We start from the raw sequence: 16,733 nt of genomic DNA, 5'->3' as shown, positions 1-16,733 counted from the left end.
ACCCGTGAACTCGTCGACCGGCATCACCGAGTAGTCGACGCTCAGCGCGTCGCGCGAATCTCCCCGACTGGTTGTGGATGTTCGACTTCCCGAGGACCTTCGTACTCGTGGCGCAGGCCCGTCATCCGCTCTTCGACGGCGGTCGTCTCGCAGTCGAAACTGACGGTCACGACGACTATCAGCTCGCAGTCTTCGAGCTTCTTGTCGTTGAACTCGCCGAGGAGGTTCCGGGCAGCCTCCCTGACGACCTCCTTTCGCCCGGTGTCGCCGTGCTCACCCGCGAGCGAGTCAATGCGTTCCGGAAGCCCCTCCGGCTTGGAGACGCTGACGCTGGTCTCATAGTAACACTACCTGTCATTTTATGAAGAATTCGTATCGAACCCCGGTTCCCACCGGACTCGCGTCGAACACCGAACGTGTCATTGAAGTATCTTTTGGCCGTTCGTCGGTCGAAACCGATAGCCGATTCGCCATCGAGAGCGCTGGGACACCACGTTTTCCGCCTGACACCGTGGTTTTTGACGGTGATTCCGGAGGCGAACTGTTGATATAGGAGAAGCGACCAGTCACAAATCGATCGAATCCTCGTATGGCGACAACATCCGAACCCGGACTCTCCGAGACGCGAATCCACGAGGTACTGAGTAATGACCGCCGTCGGATGGCCATCGAGTTCCTCCAAGACGGCGACCTGACCCTCCGCGAACTCTCGGAGCGCATCGCGGAAGCGGAGACCGGGGAGTCGCCGCCGCCGCGGAACATCCGCCAGAGCGCCTACGTTTCGCTGCAACAGACCCACATCCCCAAACTCGACGAACTGGACATCGTGAACTACGACGATGAGTCGAAGGTCGTCTCGCTGGCCGAGGCGGGCGACGTGACGGTCTACATGGAGGTCGTCCCCGAGGGCGAACTCTCGTGGAGCGAGTACTACGCCGCGCTCGCCGCGCTCGGTATCGTCCTCATGATAGCCGTCGTCGTCGGCGTCCCCGTCATCTCCGGCGTCGGCGCACCCGGTCTCGCCTCGCTCGTCTTCGCCGCCCTCGGCGGCTCCGCGGTCTACCAGCGCTGGACCCAAGAGAACTGACGCGCTCCGTCGCCCCGCTTTTCTGCCGAGTCGCTCGGACTCGACCGGACGCTCTCTGGTCGGCGACGACTGGCGACGGTGGCATTTAGTCCACTCCACCACTACTCGGCGTATGCGCGACCCGTCCGACCCGAACGGACCGCCGGCGGTTTGCGACGAGTGCGGCGCGAGACACTCGTTTCGGCGGCGGTACGTCACCGGCGGCGGCTGGCGGGCCGTCTATCGGTGTTCTGAATGCGGCTCACGCGCGCCGAGCGACGGCGACGCCGACGAGTGACAGCGGGGCCGCGGGGCCGACGCCGACCCGAACAGTCCGCTGAGACGCGTCAGCAGTAGGTGTCGCGCATCGTCCGCGCGAACAGTCCGTCTCGGTCAAGCGCGATGGCGACGAGGACGAACTCCTCGTCGAGGGGGCGCAGGACGAACACCTCGCGGGGTGCGTCGGGGACGTCGGCCTCGTCGTCGAGGCGGTCTAAAAGCGGGTCCACGGGGACGACGCCGTCGCCGAACTCGTCGAACAGGTCGCGCGCGCCGGGCTGTTTTGCGAAAACGTAGAGCACGGCGTTCGGGTCGCCGTCAGTGCCGTAGGTGACGCGCGAGCCGATAGCTTCGCCGTCACCGGTCGCGCGCCACGTCTCGCGGGCGGCCTCGAACAGTCCCGTGGCGGCACCGACGAACCGGAAGCGGGTCCGGTCGCGGACCGACACGTCCGCAAAGCGCGGGTCGCCGTCGTCCCACGTCAGCGTGGCCTCGATTTCGTTGCCGGGTTCGAGCGCCGAGACGCGCTCTGCGAGGTCGCCGTTGTAGCCGGTCTGTGGCACGTAGGTCGGCGAGTAGATGTCGTCGACGTCGGTCTCGACGGCCGGGTCGGTCCAGTCGACGCGCTCCTCGGGGAGTTCGAGCAAGAGGAGTTCGTCTCCGTCGCGCGGACTGCGATAGACCCGAAACCGGCCGGTCGTCGTGACCTCCATATCGGCGGCTACTGGACGGACGGAAATACGCCTGCCGGTCGCCCGGCGGCCCTACCGCGAGATGCCGTCGCCCTCGTCGGCGACGACGCGCTCGACGTCTTCGGGATTGACGATGGCGATGTCCCCTTCGATAGTCCGCTTGAGCGACGCCGTCGCCGACGCCCACTGCAGCGACTCGGCCACGCTCCCGCCGTCGAGGTGCTTGGCGAGGTAGCCGCCGACGAAGGCGTCGCCGGTCCCGATGGCGTCGAACGTCTCCGCCTCGTAGACGCCCTGTTCGGACACCGTTCCGCCGGAGACGGCGAGCGATCCCTCCTCGCCGCGAGTGACCACGACGGTTTCGATGTCGTAGTCCTCGGCGAGGCCGCGAGCGACCGACTCGGCGTCGCCGTCGCGCCCGAGGACGGTCGCCGCGTCGCGCTCGGCGGCGAACAGCAGGTCGATGGAACCGAGCAGGTCGCGGTAGACTTCGGCCGCCTCGTCGGGTGACCAGAGCTTCGTCCGGTAGTTCAGGTCGAAGGCGGTCGTCGTCCCGGCGTCCTGCGCCGCTTCGAGCACGTCGGCCGTGGTCTCGCGGAGCGTCTCGGAGAGCGCGGGCGTGATGCCGCTCGTGTAGCACACCTCGGCGTTTCGGACGGCGTCGAGGTCGGTTTCGCTCGTCTCCAGCGTCGTCACAGCCGCGTCGGCGCGGTCGTAGACGACGTTCGTCGGGCGCGGCGACGCCCCGTGTTCGAGGTAGTAGAGCCCCTGTCGGGAGTCTTCGGCCCAGACGACGCCGTCGGTGTCGACGCCGTGGCTCCGGAGTTCGCCGACGATTCGCCGACCGAGCGGCGAGTCCGGGAGCTTCGAGAACCACGCTGCGTCCCCTCCGAGTCGGGTGGCGGCGACGGCGACGTTCGACTCCGCGCCGCCCGCCTGCACTTCGAGTTCACGGGCGGTTTCGAGTCGCTCGCCACGCGGCGGCGACAGCCGAAGCATCGTCTCGCCGAAGGTCACGAGTGCTGTCATGGACGGCCGTTCGCGGGCGCGATATAAACGTCCGGCGTTGCCGTCGAATGCAGCGCCTGCGGCCGATCTGGTCCCCGCGCCTGCTCACGCGGCCGTCAATCGCCGGACGAGGTAGATGAACGCGATTGGGATGCTCAGAAACGGAATCGCCACGAGGTAGTAGGCGGGCGAGGGAACCCAGTCGCTCTCGCGGGCGAGGTCCAGTCGGTCGGCGTGGAGTGCCAGCGGGCCGACGACCACGGCGGCCGCCGTCCCGTAGAGGCGAATCGCCTGCCCGGCCGCGTCGGCCCACGGCGGTACGCTCGGTCCCGTCGCCGCCGTGAAGAGATACGAGACGACGAGCGCCAGCGGCCCGAAGCAGATGCCCAGAAAGACCAGCGGGTTCATCGCCTCCACCGTCTCGGTGCCCCGACTTGAATCCTCGCCGATGCTATCGGTTCCGAGAATCGGCGGTCGGGTCGCAGATAGCGGCGGGTGACGCGACCGACCCGCGCCGGCTACTCCTCGCGTCGCCGCCCGCCGTGGCCGGGGTAGTCACGCTCGAAGCGCGAGGCGATTTCGTCGCGGTCGAACTCGACGATGACCGGGCGGCCGTGTGGGCAGGCGTAGGGGTTCTCGCAGTCGTCGAGCGCCGCGAGCAGGTCGAGCACGGTGCCTTCCCGGAGCGACGTGTTGCCCGTAATCGAGGGGTAACACGCGAGGTCCGACAGCAGTTCGTCGGCGACGGCGTCGACGGTCTTCCGGCCGCCGTCGGCCTCCTCGCGGACGAACGCCGTCAGCGCGTCCCGGAGTAGACCGGGGTCAAGCGCGGCGTCGAACACCGCCGGCACGGTCCGCACCGAGACGGTCCGCTCGCCGGTCCGCCCGGCGTGGAAGCCCACCTGCGCCAGCGCCTCGCGGTACTCCTCGAACAGCGCCGCCTCGCGCGCCGTGAGTTCGAGTTCGACCGGGTCGGCCAGCGCCTGCGTCGGGGTGTCGCCTTCGACCTCGCCCTTCAGGCGCTCGTAGTTCACGCGCTCGTCGGCGGCGTGCTGGTCGACGAGGACCAACCCCTCGTCGGTCTCGGCGACGATGTAGGTGTCCGCGAGTTGACCGATGATTCGCATCGACGGAAGCGAGTCGAACTCGGGCGAGAGGTCCGCCTCCTCACCGGAGAGGTCGCGCTGGGTCGTCGGTGCGGCGATGCGCGAGGGACGACGCGGAGGGGTTCCGCTGCCCGGCTCGGTCTCCGATTCGTGGTCGCCGGACGACCCCGCCTCCCGTGTCGCCCCCGCTTCGGACCCGTCGTCGGTCGAAAGCGACGACTGCTCGGTCGTCTCCGGACCCGGCGCGAGGTCGTACTCGCGGGGCGGCGTCGGCGGCGTGGACGCTGGCGTCGAAGTGGAACCGGCCGAGTCGGTCGGCGTTTCGGCGGCCGAGCCGGATGCATCGCCGTCAGCCGGATTCTCGGCGTCGACCCCCGCCCTCCGTTCAGTTGCAGGCGTGGTGTCCGGGGTGGCGTCGTCGGTCGCGGCCGCATCCGGGTCCGAGTTCGACCGAGCGCCCGACTCGCGGGCCTCCCGCGCCGACTGCACGTCTCGTACGGACGGGGGATTCGCGTCGTCGTCTGTTTCGCCGTCCGGCTCCGCTTCCCGGACCTCGTGGGGGTCCATCGAGGTCGCGTCGTTGCCGTCGGGCGAGCCGGGTTCGATAGCCGCCTCGTCGGCTTTCGACCGACCACGCGGAGCCGACGACCGGACGAGGCCGTTGCTCAAGAGTGCGTCTTCGACCGCGTCGGTCACGTCGCGCTTGACGCCAGACTCGTCGTCCCAGCGGACCTCCATCTTCCGCGGGTGGACGTTCACGTCCACGGCGTCGGGGGCGACTTCGACGAACAGCACCGCGAAGGGATAGCGGTCGGCGTCGAGTTGGCCGCCGTAGGCGTTGAGGACGGCCTCGCGGAGCACGCGGTCCGTGACGTAACGGTCGTTGACGAACGTCGAGAGGTAGTCGCGGGTGCTCCGGGTGGTCTCGGGGTGGCTCACGAGACCCGAGACGGAGACGCCGGAGGCGTCGTGGTCGACAGGGACCATCGACTCCGCGACCTCGCGGCCGTACACCGAGAGCACGGTCGACTGGAGGTCGCCGCGGCCCTCGGTAGCGAACACCTCGCGGTCGTCGTGTTCGAGCGAGACGGCCACGTCGGGGTTGGCGAGGGCGTAGTGCGTGACGACCGCGTTGACGTGGTCGAACTCGGTCGCCGTCGTCTTGAGGAACTTCCGGCGGGCGGGCGTGTTGTAGAACAGGTCGTCGACCTCGACGACGGTCCCCTCGGGACAACCGGCGGGTCGAATCGACTCGACCTCGCCGCCCTCGTATTTCAACTCGGTGCCCACATCGCCGCCGCGGGGCTTCGACCGGATGGTCAGCCGCGACACCGCGCCGATGGTGTGGAGCGCCTCGCCGCGGAAGCCGAGGGTGCCGACGCCGGCTTCGAGGTCCTCGATGTCGCCGATTTTGCTCGTCGTGTGCTCGCGGACGGCGAGTTCGAGGTCTTCTTCGCTCATGCCGACGCCGTCGTCACGGATGCGGACGCCCTCCACGCCGCCGGCGTCGACGGCCACGGAGATGCGCGTCGCGTCCGCGTCGAGGCTGTTTTCGAACAGCTCCTTGACGACCGAGGCCGGTCGCTCGACCACCTCGCCGGCGGCGATGCGCTGGATGGTCTTCTCGTCGAGCTGTTTGATGTCGCTCATTCGCCGTCACCGCCGTCCAGTTTCGACTGCCACGCCTGCACCTTCGACATCAGGTCCAGCGGCGACGTGTCGTTCACGTCGGTCGCCCGGAGTTCGTCGAGGACGGCTTCGGTCTCCGAGTCCAGCGCGGGCTCGGCGTCCGCGTCCGTCTCGATACTCGCGTCGGCGACCGCACCGACCGACCCGTTGCCCGCCGCGCCGTTCGCGGCCGCGCCGGAGCCCGCTGAGCCGCCCGTGTCGTCGCGGCCCTCCGCGACGTTCATCTGCCCACTTCCCACGTCGAAGACGGCCTGTACGGGCTCCGAGGTTCCGGACCCCTTCGCCTCGATGGCCTTCTCCTCGCGGAGCCGGTCGAGCACGTCGGCGGCGCGGTCGACCACCGGGCGCGGGACGCCCGCCAAATCGGCGACGTGAATCCCGTAGCTCCGGTCGGTCGGGCCGTCGACGACGGTTCTGAGGAACGTCACGTCGCCGTCGCGCTCGTCGGCCGCGACGTGGACGTTGGCGACGCGGTCGAGGTGGTCCGCGAGGCTCGTCAGTTCGTGGTAGTGCGTGGCGAACAGCGTCTTCGCGCGTATCTCATTGTGGAGGTACTCGGTGGCCGCCCACGCGATGGAGATGCCGTCGTAGGTCGCGGTCCCGCGGCCCACCTCGTCTAAGATGACGAGCGAGTCCTCGGTGGCCGAGTGGAGGATGTTCGAGAGCTCCTGCATCTCGACCATGAACGTCGAGCGACCCTGCGCGAGTTCGTCCAGCGCGCCGACGCGGGTGTAGATGCCGTCGACGACGCCGACGGTCGCCGAGCGTGCGGGGACGAAACTGCCGACCTGCGCGAGGAGCGTGATGAGCGCCGCCTGCCGCATGTACGTCGATTTGCCGGACATGTTCGGCCCGGTGACGATGAGGAAGCCGCGCTCGTCGTCCATGCGGAGGTCGTTCGGGACGAAGTCGGTCGTCGTCTCCACGACCGGGTGGCGCCCGGCCTCGATGTCGAGCGCTCCGGCCTCGGTGAGTTCGGGGCGCGTCCACCCGTTGCCGGCGGCGTGGGTCGCGAGCGACGCCAGCGCGTCCACCTCGGCGATGGTCCGACCCACGTCCTGTAGGAGTTCGGCGTGCTGGGCCACGCGCTCGCGGAGGTCCTCGAACAGTTCGTATTCGAGGTCGCCGCGGGCCTCTTCGAGCCGGAGAATCTCGCGTTCTTTCTCCTCTAACTCCTCGGTGACGAAGCGCTTGGAGTTCTTGAGCGTCTTTATCTGCCGGTAGTGGTCGGGCACCTGGTCGGCGACCGACTTGCCGACTTGGATGTAGTAGCCGTCGGTCTTGTTGCGGTCGACGGTGACGTGCGAGAGGCCGTGGTCCCGCTTCTCGCGGTCGGCGAGCGTGTCGAGCCACGACTTCGCCGACTCGTGGCGCTCGATGAGGTCGTCGAGTTCGTCGTCGTAGCCCGTCTGGAACAGGCCGCCCTGCGTGACCGTCTTCGGCGGGTCCTCAGCGAGCGCGTCGGCGAGGTCGGTTCGGAGGTCGGCCGCGGCGTCCCGGTCGGGCCGCGAGACGACTTCCGCGAGCGGGGAGTCCGCGAGTTCGGTCCCCTCGATGGCGTCGGCGAGGGCGGGAAGCACCGAGAGCGTGTCCCGAACCGACAGCAGGTCGGACGCGCCGGCGCTTCCGGACGCCGACCGGGAGGCGAGTCGTTCGAGGTCGTACGCCCCGTCGAGCACCTCTCGGACGCGCTCGCGGGCGAGGGCAGCCGAGGCGAGCGACTGCACCGCGTCGAGGCGGCGAGCGAGTTCGTCGCGGTCGCGCCGCGGCCGGGTCAACCACTCGCGGAGGAGGCGGCCGCCGGGCGAGGTGACGGTGTGGTCTATCGTGTCGAACAGCGACCCCAAGCGGTCGCCGTGCATCGTCTCCGTGAGTTCGAGGTTGCGCTGGGTGGTCGCGTCGAGTTCGAGCAGGTCCGAGGGGTGGTAGACCTGCAGGCGCGTCATCGACCGGAGGACGCCCGCGCCCGTCTCCTCGACGTAGGCGAGGACACCGCCGGCGGCGCGGGTCGCGAGGTCGGAATCGAGGCCGACGCTATCGACCGTTGACGCGCCGAACTGCTCGCGGACGGCGTGGCGGGCGCGACCCGGCGCGAACGCCTCGGCGGAGAAAAGTGAGAAAGAGGCGTCGGTGGCCTCGCGCAGCCGCGAGAGCGTCTCGTCGTCGCTCCGCAGGTCCGGGCCGGGGAGGACTTCGACGGGAGCGAAACGGTAGAGTTCGGCCGCGGCGTCGTCGACGGTCTCGGCCTCGGTCACGAGGAACTGGCCGGTCGTGATGTCGGCGAACGCGAGGCCGACGCCGTCGCCGTCGGTCACGACGGCCGCGAGGAACTGCGCGTCGGCACGGGACGTTTCGAGGAGCGTCCCCGGGGTGACGACGCGCTTGATTTCGCGGCGGAGGTCGCCGGACTCGGTCTCGTACTGGTCGGCGACGGCGACCCGGTAGCCGCGCTCGACGAGCGCCTTGAGGTAGGGCGTCAGGTCGTTCAGCGGCACGCCCGCCATCGGATACGACGACCCGTGCGAGGACTTCTGGGAGACCTTGAGGTCGAGTTCGCGGCCGACCGTCTCGGCGTCGTCGGCGAAGAACTCGTAGAAGTCGCCGCACTGCATGGCGAGCAGGTCGGCGTCGGTCTCCTCTTTCAACGAGAGGAACTGTCCGACGATTCCCTGAGTAGTCATGTCCGCACGTGGGCGGGCCGGCGGATAAAACGCTACGATGCCCCGGCCGACGGGGTGCGCGCGACCCGAGCCAAACCCGCCCGCTGCGACGACCCGGTTGTATGTCGAATGGTAGCATGTCCATATTTCGTGTTCGATGTTGGACAATCCTCCCAAAAATACAGCGTATGATAATTGGCGGCCCAAAATTATATGGGGGAGTTGTCTCGGGCAATCTGTGACAGCAAGGTACGACAGACGAACGTTTCTTCGCACCGCCGCCGGCGCGGTGGGGCTCGGCTCGCTGTCCGGGTGCGTGGGGACGTTCGGAACGGAGTCCGGGGAGCCCGTTCGATTCGGGGCGATGTTGCCCGTCAGCGGGTCGCTGGAGCAGGTTGGAACGCACGGCAAGCGTGCCGCCGAGCAGGCGGTCGAAGACATCAACCGCGCGGGCGGCGTGCTCGGGCGGCCGGTCGAACTGACCACCGTGGACACGGAGGGGTCCGCGTCGGTCGCGACTGACGGCTACGCCTCGCTGGTCGACGCGGGCGTCGTCGGCTTCGTCGGCGGCCTCGTCAGCGACGTGTCGCTCGCGCTCGCTCCGAAGGCGGCCGACGACGCCGTCATGGAGATGAGCCCGGCGAGCACGAACCCGCGGCTCTCGGACGCCGGGCGCGCCGACGGGCGGAAGTTCTTCGGCCGGACCGTCCCGAGCGACAGCCTGCAAGCGACCGCGATGGCGAAGATTCTCGACGCGCCGCAGTACGCCGACGCCGACCGGGTCGCCCTCCTCACCGTCGACGGGGCGTTCGGCTCGGATCTCGGCACCGCGCTCGGCGACCAACTCGACGCGGAGGTCGTCACCGAGGTCAGCTACGACCCGGCCGCGGACGACTTCGGCGGCGTCGTCGACGAGGTGTTCGCCGACTCGCCCGACGCGGTCGGCTTCGTCAGCGTCCCCGGACAGGAAGGAGGCGTCCTCGACGCCTACGGCGCATCCGACTACGAGGCCCCGTGGGTCTTCTCGGCGGGCCTCTTCGACGGCGAGATACCGTCCTATTACGAGGGCTTCTACAGCGCCTCGCTGTCGTCGGTTCGGACTGACGGCTACTTCCACCTCTCCCAGCGGCTCTCCGACATCGCGCCCCTGCAACCCTATGCGGCGAACGCCTACGACGCCTTGTTCCTCATGGCGACGGCCGCGGAGTACGCTGGCGAGGCGTCCGGACCGGCCATCGCCGACGCCCTGCAGGCGGTCTCGGGTGGAACCGGACACACCGTCTCAGTCGGCGAGTTCGACCGGGTTCGGACCCTCGTCGACGCCGGCCGCGAACTGAACTATCAGGGCGCGTCGAGCGGGGTCGACCTCACGGCCGCGCTCGAACCGCTGAGTTCGTACCTCGTCGAGCGTGTCCACAACGGCTCGGTCGAACAGGTCGAACTCCTCCAGCGCCAGTTCTTCGAGTCCGGGGGTTCGCAATGAACCCGTTCTCGCGGCTGACGAGCCTCCTCGAACGGGCGCTTCCGAACGTGATTCGCCGCCGCTACGCGGCGAAGTTCGGCGTCGTGCTCCTCCTCATCGTGGTCGTCATGGGCGGCGCGGGCGCGTACATCCACTTCGACACCAAATCCGTCGTGGAGTCGCAGACCGAATCCCAGATTCGCGGCGCGGCGGCGACGGAGGCCAAGTCGGTCTCCGACTGGGTGTCCTCGAAGGAGTCGACCGTCTCGTTCCTCGCCGAGTCGCTTGCCGACCAGCCGGCGGGCACCCCGGCGGCCGACCACCAGCGATGGCTCGAAGGGAAACTCATCCAGCTCTCCGGTGACGTTCGCTCGCTCCACTACGTGGACGCCGACACCGGCGCGGTCGTCGCCAGCACGACCGACAGCGCGACCGGGCAGTCGCTCGACTCGCTGTCCGCGCCGTGGGCCGACGACGCCGCGGCGCTGGCGTCCGGCCAGTCCGTGACCGTCACCGAGCCGTACGAGTCCGGCGGCGAACCGGTCGTCGCGTTCGCCGCCCCCGTCTCCGGCGCCAACGGGGCAATCGTCCTGACGGCGTCGCTGGAAGCCGGCTCCCACCAGTTCGAATCGCCCTATGCGACCGGCGACACCAAGGTCGTCTCCGAGTCGGGAACCATCCTCTTCGACAACCGCAAGGCGTCCATCCTCGACCAGTACGCGGCCGCCGACGGCTCGTCCATCGAGGCCATCGATGCCGCGCTGTCCGGGCAGACCGGCTACGATGTCGTCTCCGCCCGCACGGGCATGGAGTCCGGCGAGTACGCAATGGCGTACGCGCCTATCACCGGCACCGACTGGGTGCTCACCTACCACGTCCCGGCCGACCGGGCGTTCGCGCTCCAGTCACAGGTGACGACGAACGTGATGCTCCTCGTCGCCTTCGCCGTCGGCGCGCTGTTCCTCGTCGGTGCGACCATCGGCCGCGGCACCGCGCGGTCGCTCTCGGTCGTCGCCCGCAACGCCGACGATATCGCCAACGGTGAGGTCGACGGCGACCTCCCGAACACCGCCCGCATCGACGAGATGGGTCGGCTGTACGACTCCTTCGAGTCGATGCAGGCGTATCTGACAACCGTCGCCGGGCAGGCCGAGGCGCTCGCGGACAAGCGCTTCGATGACCCCGTCCTCGACGAAGACATTCCGGGGTCGTTCGGCGAGTCGATGGGCCAGACGCACACGGAACTCGAAGCCCTCATCACCGAACTCGAAGCGAAGGCGGCCGAGTTCAGCGAGACGATGGCGGACGCCGCCGACGGCGACCTCACGCGCCGGATGTCCGAGGACGCCGACAACGACGCGATGAACGAGATGGCGCGGTCGTTCAACGACATGGCCGACGAACTCGAAGCGACCGTCGCGGAGGTCGTCGAGTTCGCCGAGACCGTCGCCGCGGCCAGTCAGGAGGTCACCGCGAGTTCCCAAGAGATAGAGCGCGCGAGCCGGCAGGTCAGCGAATCCACGCAGGTCATGGCCGAGGGCGCGCACGAACAGCGCGAGAACCTCCGGCAGACGACGAGCGAGACGAGCAACCTCTCTGCGACCATCGAGGAGGTCGCCTCCTCGGCGAGCGAACTCGAACGCACAGCCCAGCACACCCTCGAAGCGAGCGAGGACGGCCACGAGGCGGCCGCTAACGCTATCGACACCATCGAGACCGTCGAGACGCAGACCCGCCGAACGGTCGACCGCATCGAGGACCTCGAAGGCGACATGGCCGAAATCGGCGACATCGTCGAACTCATCACCGACATCGCGGAGCAGACGAACATCCTCGCGCTCAACGCGAACATCGAGGCCGCCCGCGCGGGCGAGGCCGGCGAGGGCTTCTCGGTCGTCGCCAACGAAGTCAAGGAACTCGCCGGCGAGACCAAGGCCTCCGCCGAGGAAATCGAGGCGACCATCGAGGAGGTCCAAGCGAAGTCCGCGGCGTCCGTCTCCGAGATGCGCGAGACGCGCGACGCTGTCGACTCCGGCGTCGACGCGGTCCAAACCGCCCGCGACTCGCTGGACACCATCGTCGAGAACGTCCGCGAGACGACCGACGGCGTCGACGAAATCAGCCGGACCACGGACGAACAGGCCGCCTCGACCGAGGAGGTCGCGTCGATGATGGACCGCGTGTCCGATATCAGTGACGAGACCGCCGAGCGCGCCGAGTCGGTCGCGGCCGCGGCCGAAGAACAGACCGCCTCGCTCAGCGAGGTCTCCGACGGCGCGGACCGTCTCGCCACCCAGTCCGAGCGGCTGATGTCGCTCGTCTCCGAGTTCACCGTCGACCACGACGCCGCGGGCCGCGACGGCGCGCTCGTCGACTCCGACGCTGCGTCGACCGTCGAACTCGACGCCCCGGCGACCGACGGTGGTCTCGACGCAGACGGCCGTTCCGACCGCATCGACGACGATCGTTCCGACAGACTCGACTGACGCCGCGCTCGCCCGTCGCAGGGCGGCCCCGCACCCCTCCGAATGGCTCGTCACCCATTCGGTCTTCTCGGGTCCCCTATTCGGCCCTCTCCGGCCCTCCCCGGTCCCCTACTCGGCTCTCCCACCCGACGACCGCGTTTCTCGACCGTTCGTGTTCCGCATCCGCTCGCCAAAGATACCGATTCAGTACCACCCAATATCAGATATGATAGCTTAGAGCGTAGCGTTATACCGGCAATCCTCGTGGGGAGAATGTATGGACCTGCTTTCGCGACTCGCGGCGCTGGTCCCGGGGGTCGGGGCTCGGACGCGGACCGACGGTGGCGCACAGGCGGACGAACGAGGGACGGTCGCGCTGGCGGCGGAGCGACTGGACACGGGTGCTCTGCTCGACGGCGTGGGGATGCCGGTGTTCGTCCTCGACGCCGACAACCGAATCATCGCGTGGAACGACCCGATTTCGAAGCTCACGGGCGTCCCCGCGTCGGAGGCGCTCGGGTCGGAACACGTGAGCGAACTGTTCTACCCGGACGGTCGGCGGGCGAAGACGCTCGCCGACAAGGTGCTCGCCGACCCGCGGACCGCCGACGAGGTCCACGGGCTCGACGTGGTTGACGAGGGCCGCCGGCTCTACCGCGACACCAGCACGATGACGGACCGAAACGGCGCGAAGCGCCACATTGCCTTTACCGCCCAACCGCTGTTCGAGGGCGACGAACTGGTCGGCGTCGTCGAGGCGGTCCACGACCGGACCGACGCCGTGGAGAAACAGCGGGCGTCCGAGGCGCTCGTCGACGAGGTCTCGACCACCATCGGGAGCCTCACGGCCGGCGACCTCTCGGCCCGCGCGTCGTTCACGGACGACCGCGGCGTCCTCAACGACGAGACGCTGGCGGTCGTCTCGGACCTCAACGAGATGGCGACCCGGTTCGACCGCCTCGCCAGCGAGGTCGACGCCACGACGGCCGACCTCGGCGGCGCGATTCAGCGGGCTGCGACCGCTGCGACCGACATCGAGTCGCAGGTCACGGAGCAGGCGGACCTCCTCTCGACGGGCGCAGAGGAGATGCAGGACCTCTCGGCCAGCATGGAGGAGATAGCGGCCACCTCCGACGAGGTCGCGTCGGCGGCGAACCAGGCCCGCGCGGCCGCCGAAAACGGGCAGGAGGCCGGACAGAGCATCCGGAGCGCGACCGACCAGGTCATCGACATCTCCGACGAACTGCTCGACAGCGTGACCGAACTCCAACAGCGCATGGGCGTCATCGAGGAGGTCGTCGAGGTCATCGCGGAGGTCGCAGACCGGACGAACCTGCTCGCGCTCAACGCGAACATCGAGGCCGCCCGCGCGGGCGAGGCCGGCGAGGGCTTCTCGGTCGTCGCCGACGAGGTCAAACAGCTCGCGAACCAGACCCACGAGCACACCGAGGAAATCGCCGACAGCATCGCCGAGATTCAGGAACAGGCCGACGAGACAGTGTTGGCCTCCGAGCAGTCACACGAGCAGATTCAGGTCGCTTCCGGCGAAATCGAGGACGTGCTCGCCTCGCTCTCCGAAATCGCGGACGCCGCGGATTCCGCGGCCAACGGCGTCACCGAGGTCGCCCGCGCGACCGACTCGCAGGCGACGAACATCGAGGAGGTCACGACCACGATTCAGGTGGCCCAAGAGCACGCGACCGCCGCCGAGGCGTCGACGACCGACATCACCGACGCGACGGCCGACCAGACGGTCGCCCTCGACGCGCTCGCCGACCGGGTGGACGCCCTCGTCGGCGGCGACGCGACGGCGGTCGAGGAACTGGACGCGATGGACTTCGACGACGCGGATGCCGACGTGGTCGACGACGCGGACGCCGACTCGATTCGCGCAGCGACCGACGGCGGGTCGGACGACGAGTTCGGCGGATTCCAGTTCGATCGGTAGCCCGTCTCCCCCGAGACGACGGCGCTGTTGAACCCCTCACCGCAGATAGCCTGCTGAGGCCGGCTGAATGCCGCGCGCGAGTCGGTAACTGACATAGTGACCAGTAGGAGAGAATCGCTCAGAACAGCCAACTGCCGCCTCAAACAAGGACTTTTTGATATTGACTATTCCTCATTGATACATGGTTAAGCGGACTGAGCTTGTTAAACAACTTCAGGAAACGTTCGGATGTACTGAAAGTGGAGCTAACAAGATCGCCAATAAGGCGGTGGAATTTGAACCCATTTTTGAAGAAATATTTGATGGGAAATTCACGTCCGATTTGATAGTATCGAAAATGAACTCTTCAGGACAATTTTCTCCCGGAAATATGTGGAATTGGTATGTTGGTAGTCTCTCTTTCATTGGCGAAGTTGATGCTGACAAATTCAAAGTGGAAAGTGTTGAAACAGACAGTAGTGATAGTTGGCAATTCTCATCTCACTCGGTATCCGAAGGAGAAAATGACGACGGTGATGATTGGTTTGATGAATACGCTGACTCCTTCAGATGAATATACGGATGCTACTCAACGGTTAGTTCAGCGTGGATGAGACGGAATAAACGAGTCCTCTGCGCTGAAATCACCCTCTCTATTCAGCACGCCGACTCTGTCCGCTTCTGAGGGTTCAACGGAGCCGAGACGGACTCTCCTCAGTCGAGGCTGATTGCACAGCTCTCGACGTAGTCGATGTCCTCGATGGAGTCGACGCCGCCCTCGCCGCAGACGGGACAGTCCGGGTTCTTCCGGTACGGGACCGTCTCGAACGTCATGTCCATGGCGTCGTAAAACAGGAGCCGCCCGTCGAGCACCTCGCCCTCGTCGAGGAGGAGCTTCATCGCTTCCGTCGCCTGAATACAGCCGACCGTGCCGGGGAGGACGCCGAGGACGCCGGTCGTCGCGCAGTCGGGGACCGTCCCCGGTTCGGGCGCTTCGGGGAACAGACACCGATAGCACGGGCCGTCGGGGACGAGCGTCGTCGCCTGTCCCTCGAACTTGTATATCGCCCCGTGGACCAGCGGGATTCCCTCGAAGCGACAGACGTCGTTGAGCAGGTAGCGCGTCGGGAAGTTGTCCGAGGCGTCGACCACCACGTCCGCGCCTGCGACGACCTCGTGGACGTTCGACTTGTCCACGCGGGCCTCGACCGGTTCGACCGACACGTCGGGGTTGAGCCCGCGGACGAACGCGGCGGCGCTCTCGGCCTTGGCCACGCCTACGTCGTCGTCGCGGTGGATAACCTGCCGCTGGAGGTTGCTCCGCTCGACCACGTCGTCGTCGACGACGACGAGTTCGCCGACGCCGACCGCCGCGAGGTACTGGATGGCCGGCGCGCCCAACCCGCCCGCGCCGACGACGACGACCCGCGCCGAGAGCAGTCGCTCTTGGCCCTCCGGGCCGACCTCGTCCATGATGATGTGCCGCGAGTAGCGGTCCAACTGGGTGGCGTCGAGTGAGAGCGTCATATCCCGAGGTTGGCGTCGGCCCCGAATAAACCCGCGGCACGGACGGAACCGTCTCCCGTGGCTCGGAACCCGGGCCGTCGCCTCCGACGACTGCATCGCCGGAAGCGACGCGCCTTTGCCGCTCCGCCCGTCACGTCGGGTATGGTCGCCGAGACGACGCCCGACGAACTACGCGAGAAACTGGCCGACGACGATGACCTCGCCGTCATCGATATCCGAGACCCCTCGTCGTACACGTCCGGCCACATCCCCGGGTCGGAGAACCTCCCGGCGGCGACGCTCGGCCCCGAGGTGTTCGACCGCGAGTGGCCCGCCGAGGTGGTCGTCTCGTGTTACGTCGGCAAGAGTTCGAAACAGGTCGCCTCGGTGCTGGACAGCAACGTCGACGCGGACGTGTCCAGCCTCCGCGGCGGCTTCGACGCGTGGGACGGCGCGGTCGAAGACGGCACCGAGGGCGAGGACGAAGCGGACCTCGGTCCCACGTCGCCGTTCTGAATCGTCGACGCTTCTTTTCGGACTGCGCTTTGACTCGCAGAGCGACGTCCGTGCCTACTCACCGGGCACCGTGACGGGCGACCCGCGCCGCCGGTTTCGGTTCTGCAGATAGAAGACGAAGACTGCGAGGCCGCCGAGCACCGGCAGGAGGACGAACGCGACGAAGAATCCCACCGCCCACATGTCCGCCGTGTCCATCGCCCGACGCTTCGCGTCCCGATATAGCCACGCCGCTCCGAGGACCGCGGCGGCGAGGAGCAGCGGCCCGCCGAGTTCGATACTGACCATGCAGTCGTGTCAGTAGTTCTGACCGGCCGGAATAAGCGTACGGGCCGTCGATTCCGACGGAGACGAAGC

15 protein-coding genes are annotated in these 16,733 nt (G+C 67.8%); 8 read left to right on the top strand and 7 right to left on the bottom strand.

Features of this window, described 5'->3' with window-relative positions; translation table 11 throughout:
• The first annotated feature begins 77 nt into the window (after positions 1 to 77).
• The 3 genes from NKF06_RS03590 to NKF06_RS03580 all read left to right on the top strand — a co-directional run bounded on the left by NKF06_RS03590 (position 78) and on the right by NKF06_RS03580 (position 1,364).
• Positions 78 to 365, top strand: coding sequence for a hypothetical protein (locus NKF06_RS03590; protein WP_253244545.1), 288 nt, complete (start codon positions 78 to 80; stop codon positions 363 to 365).
• A gap of 224 nt (positions 366 to 589) precedes the next feature.
• Positions 590 to 1,087 carry a hypothetical protein gene (locus tag NKF06_RS03585; RefSeq protein WP_058826598.1) on the top strand — a complete coding sequence of 166 codons (498 nt, stop codon included), beginning with the start codon at positions 590 to 592 and terminating at the stop codon, positions 1,085 to 1,087.
• A 112-nt stretch (positions 1,088 to 1,199) separates the two neighbouring features.
• The gene (locus NKF06_RS03580; RefSeq protein ID WP_253244544.1) at positions 1,200 to 1,364 is read left to right on the top strand and encodes a hypothetical protein; all 165 of its coding nucleotides are present in this window, start codon (positions 1,200 to 1,202) and stop codon (positions 1,362 to 1,364) included.
• Between the two features lie 49 nt (positions 1,365 to 1,413).
• Here the strand turns inward: NKF06_RS03580 and NKF06_RS03575 are convergent, their stop codons facing one another.
• The 5 genes from NKF06_RS03575 to mutS all read right to left on the bottom strand — a co-directional run bounded on the left by NKF06_RS03575 (position 1,414) and on the right by mutS (position 8,521).
• Entirely contained in the window at positions 1,414 to 2,058 is a 645-nt protein-coding gene (locus tag NKF06_RS03575) for a DUF6663 family protein (RefSeq protein ID WP_253244543.1), read from the bottom strand.
• Between the two features lie 51 nt (positions 2,059 to 2,109).
• Positions 2,110 to 3,066: a bifunctional 2-dehydro-3-deoxygluconokinase/2-dehydro-3-deoxygalactonokinase gene (kdgK1, locus tag NKF06_RS03570; RefSeq protein WP_253244542.1), complete on the bottom strand. Its 957-nt coding sequence runs from the start codon at positions 3,064 to 3,066 to the stop codon at positions 2,110 to 2,112.
• 84 nt (positions 3,067 to 3,150) lie between these two features.
• Entirely contained in the window at positions 3,151 to 3,453 is a 303-nt protein-coding gene (locus NKF06_RS03565; protein WP_058826595.1) for a hypothetical protein, read from the bottom strand.
• A gap of 110 nt (positions 3,454 to 3,563) precedes the next feature.
• A complete protein-coding gene (gene mutL / locus NKF06_RS03560) occupies positions 3,564 to 5,801 on the bottom strand; it encodes a DNA mismatch repair endonuclease MutL (RefSeq protein WP_253244541.1) in 2,238 nt (745 codons plus the stop codon).
• Positions 5,798 to 8,521, bottom strand: coding sequence for a DNA mismatch repair protein MutS (gene mutS, locus NKF06_RS03555; RefSeq protein ID WP_253244540.1), 2,724 nt, complete (start codon positions 8,519 to 8,521; stop codon positions 5,798 to 5,800). The genes mutL and mutS overlap by 4 nt, the downstream gene beginning before the upstream one ends.
• Positions 8,522 to 8,816: 295 nt before the next feature.
• Here mutS and NKF06_RS03550 point away from each other — a divergent pair, with 295 nt between their 5' ends.
• The 4 genes from NKF06_RS03550 (at position 8,817) to NKF06_RS03535 (ending at position 14,928) form a co-directional block, all read left to right on the top strand.
• Positions 8,817 to 9,983, top strand: coding sequence for an ABC transporter substrate-binding protein (locus NKF06_RS03550; RefSeq protein WP_309142102.1), 1,167 nt, complete (start codon positions 8,817 to 8,819; stop codon positions 9,981 to 9,983).
• Entirely contained in the window at positions 9,980 to 12,448 is a 2,469-nt protein-coding gene (locus tag NKF06_RS03545; RefSeq protein WP_253244539.1) for a methyl-accepting chemotaxis protein, read from the top strand. Before NKF06_RS03550 ends, NKF06_RS03545 begins: the two co-directional genes overlap by 4 nt.
• 256 nt (positions 12,449 to 12,704) lie before the next feature.
• Positions 12,705 to 14,375: a methyl-accepting chemotaxis protein gene (locus tag NKF06_RS03540; RefSeq protein ID WP_253244538.1), complete on the top strand. Its 1,671-nt coding sequence runs from the start codon at positions 12,705 to 12,707 to the stop codon at positions 14,373 to 14,375.
• Between the two features lie 181 nt (positions 14,376 to 14,556).
• Positions 14,557 to 14,928: a hypothetical protein gene (locus tag NKF06_RS03535; protein ID WP_253244537.1), complete on the top strand. Its 372-nt coding sequence runs from the start codon at positions 14,557 to 14,559 to the stop codon at positions 14,926 to 14,928.
• A 140-nt stretch (positions 14,929 to 15,068) separates the two neighbouring features.
• Here NKF06_RS03535 and moeB read toward each other — a convergent pair whose 3' ends face one another.
• Positions 15,069 to 15,881: a molybdopterin-synthase adenylyltransferase MoeB gene (moeB, locus tag NKF06_RS03530; RefSeq protein WP_253244536.1), complete on the bottom strand. Its 813-nt coding sequence runs from the start codon at positions 15,879 to 15,881 to the stop codon at positions 15,069 to 15,071.
• A 141-nt stretch (positions 15,882 to 16,022) separates the two neighbouring features.
• On the opposite strand from moeB, the gene NKF06_RS03525 reads away from it, so the two are divergent.
• Positions 16,023 to 16,376, top strand: coding sequence for a rhodanese-like domain-containing protein (locus NKF06_RS03525; protein WP_253244535.1), 354 nt, complete (start codon positions 16,023 to 16,025; stop codon positions 16,374 to 16,376).
• A gap of 54 nt (positions 16,377 to 16,430) precedes the next feature.
• Here NKF06_RS03525 and NKF06_RS03520 read toward each other — a convergent pair whose 3' ends face one another.
• Complete coding sequence (locus tag NKF06_RS03520; RefSeq protein ID WP_058826586.1) at positions 16,431 to 16,664, bottom strand: hypothetical protein; 234 nt, start codon at positions 16,662 to 16,664, stop codon at positions 16,431 to 16,433.
• Positions 16,665 to 16,733: the final 69 nt, after the last annotated feature.

The sequence above is a fragment of the Haloferax sp. AB510 genome (genome assembly GCF_024136985.1).
Lineage (GTDB): Archaea > Halobacteriota > Halobacteria > Halobacteriales > Haloferacaceae > Haloferax.
Note: the sequence above shows the minus strand (reverse complement) of the source record. Positions and strands in the feature narration are given on the sequence as shown.

Bases quoted from the DNA above. Each gene is read 5' to 3' on its own strand.
- NKF06_RS03590 (WP_253244545.1), top strand. From the start codon at position 78: ATGTTCGACTTCCCGAGGACCTTCGTACTCGTGGCGCAGGCCCGTCAT.
- NKF06_RS03585 (WP_058826598.1), top strand. From the start codon at position 590: ATGGCGACAACATCCGAACCCGGACTCTCCGAGACGCGAATCCACGAG.
- NKF06_RS03580 (WP_253244544.1), top strand. From the start codon at position 1,200: ATGCGCGACCCGTCCGACCCGAACGGACCGCCGGCGGTTTGCGACGAG.
- NKF06_RS03575 (WP_253244543.1), bottom strand. From the start codon at position 2,058: ATGGAGGTCACGACGACCGGCCGGTTTCGGGTCTATCGCAGTCCGCGC.
- kdgK1 (WP_253244542.1), bottom strand. From the start codon at position 3,066: ATGACAGCACTCGTGACCTTCGGCGAGACGATGCTTCGGCTGTCGCCG.
- NKF06_RS03565 (WP_058826595.1), bottom strand. From the start codon at position 3,453: ATGAACCCGCTGGTCTTTCTGGGCATCTGCTTCGGGCCGCTGGCGCTC.
- mutL (WP_253244541.1), bottom strand. From the start codon at position 5,801: ATGAGCGACATCAAACAGCTCGACGAGAAGACCATCCAGCGCATCGCC.
- mutS (WP_253244540.1), bottom strand. From the start codon at position 8,521: ATGACTACTCAGGGAATCGTCGGACAGTTCCTCTCGTTGAAAGAGGAG.
- NKF06_RS03545 (WP_253244539.1), top strand. From the start codon at position 9,980: ATGAACCCGTTCTCGCGGCTGACGAGCCTCCTCGAACGGGCGCTTCCG.
- NKF06_RS03540 (WP_253244538.1), top strand. From the start codon at position 12,705: ATGGACCTGCTTTCGCGACTCGCGGCGCTGGTCCCGGGGGTCGGGGCT.
- NKF06_RS03535 (WP_253244537.1), top strand. From the start codon at position 14,557: ATGGTTAAGCGGACTGAGCTTGTTAAACAACTTCAGGAAACGTTCGGA.
- moeB (WP_253244536.1), bottom strand. From the start codon at position 15,881: ATGACGCTCTCACTCGACGCCACCCAGTTGGACCGCTACTCGCGGCAC.
- NKF06_RS03525 (WP_253244535.1), top strand. From the start codon at position 16,023: ATGGTCGCCGAGACGACGCCCGACGAACTACGCGAGAAACTGGCCGAC.
- NKF06_RS03520 (WP_058826586.1), bottom strand. From the start codon at position 16,664: ATGGTCAGTATCGAACTCGGCGGGCCGCTGCTCCTCGCCGCCGCGGTC.